This is a genomic window from Variovorax sp. 01T432, assembly GCF_056398605.1.
In genome coordinates this window covers 1-9911 of sequence record NZ_JBFTPS010000098.1, presented here as the reverse complement: position 1 = coordinate 9911, position 9911 = coordinate 1, and the positions used below count along the sequence as shown (strand labels likewise).

12 protein-coding genes are annotated in these 9911 nt (G+C 59.6%); 5 read left to right on the top strand and 7 right to left on the bottom strand.

The genetic code is table 11. The annotated features are described in order from the left end of the window. Together AC1DNF_RS34905 and AC1DNF_RS34900 are read right to left on the bottom strand one after the other, a co-directional pair. The coding region (locus AC1DNF_RS34905) for a TorF family putative porin (RefSeq protein ID WP_478153429.1) at positions 1–188 on the bottom strand (188 nt) is incomplete at its 3' end. A gap of 966 nt (positions 189–1154) precedes the next feature. Continuing rightward, entirely contained in the window at positions 1155–1535 is a 381-nt protein-coding gene (locus AC1DNF_RS34900) for a tautomerase family protein (protein ID WP_478153427.1), read from the bottom strand. 84 nt (positions 1536–1619) lie between these two features. Here AC1DNF_RS34900 and AC1DNF_RS34895 point away from each other — a divergent pair, with 84 nt between their 5' ends. Further along, the gene (locus tag AC1DNF_RS34895) at positions 1620–2477 is read left to right on the top strand and encodes a LysR family transcriptional regulator (RefSeq protein WP_478153425.1); all 858 of its coding nucleotides are present in this window, start codon (positions 1620–1622) and stop codon (positions 2475–2477) included. Between the two features lie 563 nt (positions 2478–3040). Here the strand turns inward: AC1DNF_RS34895 and AC1DNF_RS34890 are convergent. From AC1DNF_RS34890 to AC1DNF_RS34880, 3 genes are read right to left on the bottom strand one after another with little or no spacing between them, the layout of a single operon-like run. Beyond that, the gene (locus tag AC1DNF_RS34890; protein ID WP_478153423.1) at positions 3041–3679 is read right to left on the bottom strand and encodes a hypothetical protein; all 639 of its coding nucleotides are present in this window, start codon (positions 3677–3679) and stop codon (positions 3041–3043) included. Beyond that, complete coding sequence (locus tag AC1DNF_RS34885; protein WP_478153421.1) at positions 3676–4701, bottom strand: hypothetical protein; 1026 nt, start codon at positions 4699–4701, stop codon at positions 3676–3678. Before AC1DNF_RS34885 ends, AC1DNF_RS34890 begins: the two co-directional genes overlap by 4 nt. Before the next feature lie 6 nt (positions 4702–4707). Beyond that, positions 4708–5049, bottom strand: coding sequence for a hypothetical protein (locus AC1DNF_RS34880; protein WP_478153419.1), 342 nt, complete (start codon positions 5047–5049; stop codon positions 4708–4710). Positions 5050–5123: 74 nt separating this feature from the next. Here AC1DNF_RS34880 and AC1DNF_RS34875 point away from each other — a divergent pair, with 74 nt between their 5' ends. Continuing rightward, positions 5124–5744 (top strand): sce7726 family protein, encoded by a 621-nt coding sequence (locus AC1DNF_RS34875; RefSeq protein ID WP_478153417.1) that lies wholly within the window; start codon positions 5124–5126, stop codon positions 5742–5744. Here the strand turns inward: AC1DNF_RS34875 and AC1DNF_RS34870 are convergent. Both AC1DNF_RS34870 and AC1DNF_RS34865 read right to left on the bottom strand, forming a co-directional pair. Then, positions 5665–6771: a beta family protein gene (locus tag AC1DNF_RS34870; protein WP_478153415.1), complete on the bottom strand. Its 1107-nt coding sequence runs from the start codon at positions 6769–6771 to the stop codon at positions 5665–5667. The genes AC1DNF_RS34875 and AC1DNF_RS34870 overlap by 80 nt on opposite strands. A 495-nt stretch (positions 6772–7266) precedes the next feature. After that, complete coding sequence (locus AC1DNF_RS34865; protein WP_478153413.1) at positions 7267–7659, bottom strand: NUDIX domain-containing protein; 393 nt, start codon at positions 7657–7659, stop codon at positions 7267–7269. A 30-nt stretch (positions 7660–7689) separates the two neighbouring features. Here AC1DNF_RS34865 and AC1DNF_RS34860 point away from each other — a divergent pair, with 30 nt between their 5' ends. From AC1DNF_RS34860 to tnpA, 3 genes are all read left to right on the top strand, one after another. Further along, complete coding sequence (locus AC1DNF_RS34860; RefSeq protein ID WP_478153411.1) at positions 7690–8241, top strand: tyrosine phosphatase family protein; 552 nt, start codon at positions 7690–7692, stop codon at positions 8239–8241. 117 nt (positions 8242–8358) lie between these two features. Next, positions 8359–9042, top strand: coding sequence for a TetR/AcrR family transcriptional regulator (locus AC1DNF_RS34855; RefSeq protein WP_478153409.1), 684 nt, complete (start codon positions 8359–8361; stop codon positions 9040–9042). A gap of 235 nt (positions 9043–9277) precedes the next feature. Further along, on the top strand, positions 9278–9679 hold the full coding sequence (gene tnpA / locus AC1DNF_RS34850) for an IS66-like element accessory protein TnpA (protein ID WP_478153407.1): 402 nt from the start codon (positions 9278–9280) through the stop codon (positions 9677–9679). Positions 9680–9911: the final 232 nt, after the last annotated feature.

Sequence of the window (9911 nt, the reverse complement as noted above, 5' to 3'; positions counted from 1 at the left end):
CCGAAGGCGTAGTCGAAGCCGCCCTGGATCGCGGGCTTGAACGCCTTGTTCTTGCTCGTGTCCTGGTCCTGTCCGCGGAACTTGTAGTTGCTCGTCAGCGACACGTTCGCGGTCAGCTGCGCGCTGGCAAGCATCGGCAAGGCGGCAAGGGCGGCCACGGCCAGAACCTGAACGGATTTACGGTGCATCATCGACTGACTCCTCGGAAGGTTTTGAAATGGGTAGGAATTCATTTCAAAGCAGGGAGCGTGCCAAACTGTCAAACAGCTGGTGGCGCGGGCACGAAGAGGATGCACGCGGTAACAATGATAAGAGATGGGCGCACCATCTTGGTGAAAGGGAGTCGAATGAGTCTGTCTTTGGTGCAAAGCCGCGCCTTGCTGGGTCTGGAAGTGGTCTTGTCCAAAAGAGTGCCTCCCAAACAAAGAGTCGTTCCCTGCGAACAAACCATGGAAAGTACTTCCCGTGCGCTTAAAGATTCAGCAGAAGCGGCACAAAAGAGTCCTTCCTCCGAGCGCATAACTCGTTGCTACCATTAACTTTCTCCGCGCCGCTCGTTTCGCACCAGTTCAGCGCCTTCTCGCCCTGCACACGCGCGCATCTCACGTCACCGGAAGTGACGTGCGAACTCTGCTTCCGCTAGGTCATTGATTTCAAAGGCCTTTTTCAGTGCGCGGACAAATAGTTCTGCCCGAGGAGCGAGTACTCGCAACGCTGGCCGCCTGCGTCTGAACAAGCCATAAATCGGCCTCAATCTGCCGAGACGACACCTTCCAGGCCGGCGTTAGGCTTGGACGCTTACCCACGCGGCGGGGCCAGAGCTGAATCTTTCTTGCAATCAGCTGGCGAAGCGAAGTTCCCTTCTGACCGATTTGTTGGGGCCGCGGAAACGACGATGACCTTGAGGCATGGCCAGTTTCGCCCGGGGCGCGTTCCCATTCGAGGGCCAATCGAGGCTCTTGACTTTTCGAGATCCGTGCCGGCAACCATGCCCATCACTCGCAGGCATGGGAAACGACAACGCGGTATTTTCCGACCGGCTTGCCTGGATTGCAGCAGGCAGGGCGCATACCGAAACCCGTGTAGGGTTCAGCCGCTCGAGGACGAAAGCGACCAGCAGGCCGCAAACTGCGGCCGCGCTCTACAGCGTCGCCTCAAGCGTATTGCGCGAGGCCGTGGCCGAGGGACCAATTCTCTTTCGCGACTTCGATCAGGCTGACGAATACGTCCTCCGGCCGGATGCCGGGGCTTTTTCCGAGCAGGTCCGCGATCCGCCGGAACAGCTCTTTCTTCTGCTCCACCGTGCGGGTGTTGTTCGCAGTGATCTGTATAAAGACGAGATCGTGGCTCCGGGCGATACCAAGATAAGACGCACCGTAGCGGAAGTTCGCAGCGTCATGCTCCGTGATGGTCATGAACTGGTCGTCCTCGGGCACATCGAACGTTTCGCGCATCGCGCGGTAGAGGCTGTCGAAGATAGCCTGCCGGTACGCTTCCGGCTTTCCAGCGCGAAGGGAGATGTGTATGAGCGGCATCAACAGTCCTTTTCTATGTGTCCTGGCTTTATGCTATATATTTCTACTGGCTATTGATTTATATATCAAAAATAACGAACTGAAATGATTGATCGCCCTCTCGATTTGGATGCCGTCGATGCTTTCATTCGCATCGTCGAGCTGGGCAGCTTCACGCGCGCAGCTGAAGCCATGCAGACAACACAGGCCGCTGTCAGCCTGAAGCTCAAGCGGCTCGAAGAAAGACTCGGCTGCCGGCTGGTCGAGCGCACGCCCCGATACGTGGAGCTTTCGGCGCAGGGTGCCGCCTTCCTCGAAACTGCCCGCGAGCTCTTGGAGGTACACCGTCGCGCGCTCGCCGTGTTCGGCGGAGCCCGGCAGCGCCTCACCATCGGCATCAGCGACCATGTTGCGGGGCCTGAGCTCCCCGCGCTGATCGCGCGCATGAGCGCGCAAGACCCGCAACTGTTGATCGAAATCCGAATCGGTTCGTCGGGGGATCTGCTTCAAAGCTACGACCGGCGGGAACTCGACACGGTCATCGTCCGCCTGCATGTTGGGCGGAGTGATGGAGAATTTCTTACCGAAGAAAGATTTGGTTGGTTTGCGGCGCCGAGCTGGCAGCATCGCGCGGACGAGCCCCTGCCGCTCGCCACGCTTGCCGAGCCCTGCGGCGTTCGTGTGATGGCTGGACAGCTTCTCGATGCGGCAGGCGTTCCCTGGACAGAAATCTTCGTCGGCGGCGGCGTTGCGGCGGTCGCTGCAGCCGTCATGGCCGGGCTGGGCGTTGCTGCATTGGCTCCACGCATGCTGCCATTTGGAGCAGTTGACGTGGGCGCCAAGCTCGGGCTTCCCGAATTGCCGCGCTTGCCAGTTCTGCTTCACTCAAGGGTCAAGGACGGGCGGTCGCGCGATGCGCTCGCCGCGCTTTCGGCTGCCTTCAGGAGCGCGGTGCGAGGCTAGAAACCCAGCCGACGGCCGCGGCAGGTCTTCGACTTTGGGTAACCCTTTGCGGCCGCGAGCTCGGCGAGCTAAAGGTCAACTGGCCTCGAGCAACGCGTGTCGTTCGATCGGCTCGAGTCATTCGTGTCGTCCGACCAAGACGTTGAAATGGTCTCGTGTTGCGGGCGCTACGGGATGCATATCGGGACGCCTGCGGACAAGAGCCCGATCCATACCCTGACAACGACTGAGATGTGGCCGCCGTGGTTGACTTCAACTTGGCTACAGCTTTCTAGGTGGCGCCCTCCTACGCTGAACTCACATTGTTCGTAACAGTCCGACACCGTCGGCCACGATGCCGAAAAACACCAGTCACGATGCTCCGAAATACCCGTCAGGTCTTCGGCAGACGTTGTGAAACGCGAAATGAGGCGACCAGGCTATGTTGCAGTTGGCCCGTGGCATTGCCAAATTTCTGACTCGTGGCCGGCACATCAATGGGTCGATCCGACTGACGCACTGCAGGTGCTGACGGGCTGGCCGGACGATTACGGCCTTCAGACGCCTGGCCCGGTGTTAAGTCGCTAGGTAATCCAGGAGAAGGGTGCAGAGGACAGAGTTCCGGCGCATTGCGGCCTCAGCTCCTCCACCTTGGTGTGCAGAGCAGTGAGCGCCGCAGGCTCGAGCTGACCGTTGAAGCACTTGAACGTCACGGCGTCCGCGTGCGGCGCAGACAGAACCGCATTTTTCATCGGCGCATAGGTCCAACGGCCGACAAGGTAGTGCATGGTCTGCTCAAGGCACGCTATTCGGCCCAGCAGCGCATTCGTGGCCACGTGACCTGTGCCCAGGCGTCCCAGCGACCGCAACGCCTTCTTGTCACCAGTGTCGACGAGAGCGCCATCATAGGTTGCCGCAGCGGCGAACAAGGTCGCCTCACCGGCATCAATTTGGGGAATCCCAGCCAACGCCGATGCAACCTGCTGGTTGTGCCCCTTCGCGGGCTTGCACAAACCCACAAATTCAGTGAGCTGCTTGGCAGCTTCCGCAGACCCCAACAGCGCCGCCGCTTTCGCAGGCTCTGCGAGCTTGAACTTCCAACGTAACGTGGGGAGGATGAACAGCTCCGCCCCACCCTGCTTGGTCAGGTGCAGATGGAAGCGCTGGAGCAGCCCCCACTGGGCCATCTTCACCGCGACGTCATTGTCGACAAAGAGCTTCATTCGTCGTTGAACTGCATTCCAGTGAGCTGAGTGACATGCTCCAGCCCGTCGGACGAAAGCGCATCGATGTCAACGTAGCGCTTTGCCACGTCGTTCACGACGGCCGGAGCCGCCCCTGTCGTCATCAAGTACCGCATGGCCATCCCGGCGAGCTTCCAATCCTCCGTGAGGCGAGCCCACCCAAGAATCACCTGGCCAGCATCAAGGCCAGAGCCCTTGCTGACATTGAGTGCAGCAACCGCAAGCTTCACCTCTTCGTGTTGACTGCCGATTGATCTGCACGCAGCCCTGAGCGCCGCGCCGCCAAGCAAGTCCATCGCATAGACATCGGCGAGCTTCTCGTCGTCGTCCTTGACAAACGCTTGGCCTTCGACGGGGAGAGTGTCATCAACAAGAATTGCGTTGTTGTCCGCTTGCAGGTGGCCGGACATCACGTGCCCAGCCTCATGGGCGACGAGGTACGTCAGCCGGGCGGGCGCAACTTCCTTACGCACGACCAACACGACAGGCCGACTTCCCACGCGAACGCACATTGCGTCAGGCCGACGCACCTGCTTGGGCCAGTTCGTTATGTGCACCACCGGAATGCCGTGCTCCCATAGCCAGCTGCATAGGCCCTCCAGGGTGACTGCGGGGTACTTTTCCAGGATGCGAGATCGGAGGTCAGCAGAAGAGACGAGCTTGCTCAGCGGCGCCTGTGTACATGCGTCTGCGAGCACGTGAGCCAGTCCATGCCCAATGCCTGCTGCCACGGCCAACTGGGTGGAGCCCTCCGGATGCACGGTCTTGAATCGCCGAGTCGACGCTTGAAACTGCGGCTTCGGTGCCGCGACCTGAAGGCTCTCGAGGGCAACGTTGAGGCGTCGAGCGAGAACAATCTGGAGTTCGAGTAGCCCGCTCTCCTCGGCCGCGGCCTCATCTTCCCACCACTCGGGCACGAAATGGCGAACCTGGGTCGCAGTCAACCCGAGCTCCTTGAAGGAGCTCATGAGGGTTTTGGCTGGATTCTTGGCGGCGACCATGGTGACTCAACGAATTCGACTGCTCTGGCTGGCAGCATAAGCCTGGAGGGTTGCGGCAGCCCTGAGGAGTCTAACGAGCGAATGCGCATGCTCCCGACTGCCGTCCCAGATGTCTAGCACTTCTTGGACAAGCTCCTCTTTGGCTTCAAGGGGTCCCGGCGTCGCATCAAGGTCTATGCCGGCAAATTTGCATAGGGCACGATGAGTATTCGTCAGCCGGACCGGGTTCTTCAACGCGCGATGAATGGTTGGCTGAGGAATACTTGCTGATCGCGCCAAACTGGACTCGCTATACCCCTGGTCACGCATGAACAGCCGGATTCGCTTCACCACATTCTGCACGTTCATGCATTAATTATCGCATAATGCATAGAGCGAGCTACACTTTGCCGAAACTAAACAGACGCCGACCCGACCCCCTTATGGACGCAATCGCTCACGACCATCAGCTGCGCAGCCTGCTGAAGGCGCACCTGGCCGAGCGCATTACCAGCGAGGACCTGCTCGTGGACGAGTTTCATCTCGCATTTGGTGCCGTCCGGGCGGACGTCGCGCTGGTCAATGGCCATTTGGAAGGATTCGAAATCAAGGCGGGGAAGGACACTCTCGCTCGACTCCCCAATCAGGTTGATGCGTACAGCAAGGTGTTCGAGTTTTCCTGGGTGGTGACGACAGCAGCCCACTTGGCGGAAGTGCGTCAATTGGTGCCCAAGGAATGGGGCTTGATGGTTGCCTATTCCAATGTAGCCGGCAGCACTCTCAGCCCAGTCAGGGCGGCCAAACGAAACGGCCGGCGCGACGGCAACCATCTCGCACGCTTGCTTTGGCGCGACGAGCTGCTGTCTAAGCTCGATGAGTTGGGCGCCAGCAAGGGGCTGAAGTCAAAGCCGAAGATCGCGCTGTATGCCGCCCTGGCGGGAGCACTTCCCGTGCAGGAACTTGCCGACTACGTGCGAACATGCCTTAAGTCTCGGAGAGACTGGCGAGTTGATGCAGCACCACGTGAATGTGGTGATTTGTCGCGTCTCGGCGCCACTGCGTAGCGTTGCCCGGCCCTGCCTTAGGATTGCTTGCCACCTGGTCATAGTTGGCGTCCCCCTGGCTAAATGTGGGCTGCATGTAGATGGGCAAGGCGACGAGGATTTTGCACAAGTCTTTGTATTGGTCGTACCCGTAGTCGCGGACGCTCTTACCTTTGAGGACGTGCCAATCTTTCCAATGGGTATATCGGAGGTTGGCAGACATGACCATCTTGCGCGGGTCTTCGTTCAATGCGTCGACGTGAGTAATGCCATAGTCCCCGTACCCCAAATCGAAGTCCTTGAGTTCGGGCCTGGCGGACACGCGCTTGAACAAGTCCCAATCGCCCCGGGGAATTTGCCTCGTACCTTTCAGCACACCCGAGAGGTCCTTGGGAAACGCGCCTGAAACCAGCGAGACCTGCCGCCATGGCCCGAGCGCCGCGACGGCGCTTAGCGCCTGGGCCGTGGTCGCCGCGAGCCCCTTGGGGTCGCCACCAACATGGCCAAGGTCTAGGACGGCATCCATCTGAGCGTGTTTGCCGCCAAGGACCGCGACTGCGTTCGCGAACCAACTCTGCACGTGCGCAACTGCGGGAACCTCCCCCTGCGGGTCGGACTGGAACCGGAGAAGCCACCGGGTCTTCTTGTGCGCATTCGTGATGTTGATAAGGGCGGCTTGCTGGGAAGCGCTGGCCCGGGTACTCACGACAGGAATCGCCCTCACGCCCGCACTCCAAAGCTCCGCGAACAGATACTCCCAGGGCGATCCCGGATTCGACGCGAGCACGTCGCTTCCGTCAATGATTTGGTCTATGGCCAATTCATCGGTGGTTCCCCAGTTCGTCAACGTCGCCTTGACCAAAGCGTCAATGTGCTTGTCCCATGACTTGGTGTACTTCGAATCTTTCCAGTCGTAAGGCCGGTCCGGAAGTTCAGCGATTGGCAGTAGCTTGGACCGCTGTGATGTGGTCAACGGCTTCACGGCGAGATGCTCCCCCTGCTTCCACTTCAACACGGGGGTGTACTGCGGGCTATTATTCTTGAGCATTACTTTCCTGGTTCGAGGTCTACCAAGCCGTTCAAATTTGTAAACGCTCTTGTCCCCGTCTTTTAGACTAGCCGAGAAGAGTCGAAATTTGTCACCCGAGGGCAATAGCTAATTCAGAAGCCTGAGAAAAATTGCTCACCGTTCGAATGTCCAAGAGGAGCTTGGGGAGGACGAGGAATTTGCATCGGTGCAGCAGAATGACTCTGCTGCGGGGTGTCGCAAACTACGAGAGACGGATGCCGTCATCGCGTGGCATGCGGAGGAAATGGAGCGGGGGTCGTCCGACCTTACTTCCGACCGGCAGCGCACGCGCGAGCTACGCGTCGGTCCCACTCATCATTCTCGAAGATCACCTGGGTCTAAGGATGCCAAGCGGGTTCCGGTTAGGTGGCTGAAGTTTCAGCCTGGTCGTGGGCGAATCCGGTCGCACGCGGGTGATCTTGACTGTGGGGTCACGCAGGCCGATCTTTCGGCCTGCCATGCCCACCACGAGGATCACGAATCCGGAAAAAATTCTGGATGATGCTGCAGATACCACGCGACAACGTTTGCGATCGGCAATCGCTCGATCTCTCTACGCCAAAAGAAACCCGCCCCCGCGCCCTCACACACGCGAATGCGATTCCAAGAAAGCGGCGGGCGGTACCAAAAAAGCTTTGCCAAATGTCCGTGGCTATTAACTCGCTTGCCGAGACACACAAAGTCATTCGGTGCCGCGGACACACACAACTCTTCACTTAGCTCGCGAGCCGCGGCATGATACGCGGTTGCGTCGATGGTATCGACCGCGCCACCCCAAAAACCCCACAGCAACGGCGAAGTCCTTGTCGCACTATCGCGCATTTGCAGCAACGTGCGATTCGCCGAATCCCGAACGATCACGTTCACGCTGGACAACATTATCGAAGCATTTTGCATATGAATCAGTTCTTGGACGGCACGACGATTTGCGGCTTGCGCGAGCTGACAGATCCCGTCGGGCACACGCACATACTCTCGCTCATTGATCCAGAATGGCCCGAACCTCGGGAGTTCAGATCCTGGCGACCCGATCGTTGGCTGCTTCAGCGGTTTCACGATGATATTCAGCGAGGGCCGCAACGGGTCTTGCCGACGCGCGAGGATGTCGCCGACATCCTCGCTTTTGGACGCCACGCCAGCAATGACTCGAATGCGCGCCTGTTCATTCATTGCCTATCGGGCAAATCGCGTTCGACCGCGGCGGCCGTGATGATTTGGGCTCAGGCGGTTCCGAAGTGCGATGAAGTCGCCATTATCGACCACCTCATCCGAATGAGGCCCGAAGCATGGCCCAATTCCTTGATGATCCAGTACGCGGACGAGCTGTTGGGCCGCGGCGGCCGTCTGATCGAGGCAGTGCGCGAGTTGTACAAGCGAGGCATTGCCGCCAACCCCGACTGGGTGCGTTCTCTCGAGCGCATGGGACGAGGCGAGGAAGCCATACGCTAAGCAAGCAGCGCGCGCTCTGCGGTGCCGATTCCTAGATTGCGACTGATGTCACTTGCATAAAATGCTGTCATCCGTATCCAGAGCATGGGGCCGCTACGCCGTTGCTTGAACTAGTAAATGAAGAAAAACATTGAGGTTCGCAAGAGTGTTGGTCGCCCACGTAAGAGTGGGGGGCGCAACGCTGACGCAGCATCTCGCATCCTGGACGAAGCGGAGGCACTTTTTGCTGAGCACGGCTTCTATGGCGTGACCCTAAGAGCGATCGCCGACCGAGCGGAGGTGGATACTGCTCTGCTGCACTACTACTTTCAGCACAAAAAGGGGCTGTTTGACGCAGTATGGGATCGGCGTGCGCAAGTTGTTAATCAAGAGCGCATGGACGCCATGAATGACTACGCTTCTGCGCACGCCGGCGATCTAAGCGTTGAAGGTGTGATTGAAGCCTTTCTGCGACCGCTGATGGATCTGAAGCGACACCGTGATCCGGGTTGGCGCAATTACTTCGCGCTTACGGCCCAGGTCAGCAACTCTACGTCCTGGGGCGGGGAGATGATGGCGCGCTATTTCGACCCTGTGGTCAAGCGCCTCATAGGGCTGATTCACGAAGCCTTACCATCTGCTCGCAAGGAGGATCTGTACTGGAGCTATCACATGCTTAGCGGCGCACTGATGCTCACGCTGTCAGATACAGGGCGGCTGGACATCCTGTCGGGCGGTGCTTGCAAGACTTCAGATATTGCTGCTATCGCTCCCCGGCTGGTACGGTATTGCGCGGCGGGATTCCGTGCACTGTGCCAGTAGTCACTCGCTGTAGATGAGCTGACAAGGAGGCCGGGCCCGGCGATGCTGCGCACGAGCGGCGACGCTTCGGCCGCGGCGGTGTGGACCGTGCTGCGTCCAGCCTCGTCCTCGCACCGAGACTTCGGTACCTCAGCCGCGCATGCTGCAACCCTTCCGTGAGCGTCCAGTCCAGCCATCTTGAAAGCCTGCTCGGAGCATAGGAGCCTAGTCCCCATCAACAACTCTTGGTGGACACGTGAGCACTATCCCCGATCAACAAGCCGGCACACGCCGGCGACGTCGCATTCACAGCGACGATTTCAAGGCAAACGCCGTGGCCAGTTGCATGCAGCCGGGCATGTCGATGGCGGCGGTGGCAATGGCCCAAGGCGTCAACGCGAATCTGCTGCGCCGATGGGTTCGCGACGCAGAGATGAAGTCGGGAACCATCGTCGTCAACGCGACCACCGCCCAGGGCCCCAAGACGCAAGAAGCCAAGACATTGTTCGTCCCGGTCAGCTTGCCGCCACCAGTCCAGCCGGCTCATGTCCCAGACGTTCGGATCGAGCTGCGACGCGGGCCGATGGCGGTCACCGTGACCTGGCCGGCGAGCGCCGCCAGCGAGTGCGCGGCCTGGATGCGCGAGCTGCTTCGATGATCCGCATCGACGCGATGTGGCTGGCGGCCGACCCCATCGACATGCGCGCGGGCGCCGAGCGCCTGTTGGCGCGCGTCGTGCAAGGTAAGCGTCCGGCGATCCCATCTTGAATTCGCGGTAGGAGCAAAGGATGCTCGTATCCACTAACTCTTGGTGGACACGTGCACACTATCTCTCCTCAGGCTTCCGGCGATCGGCGGCGACGCCGGCTGCATAGCGACGAGTTCAAGGC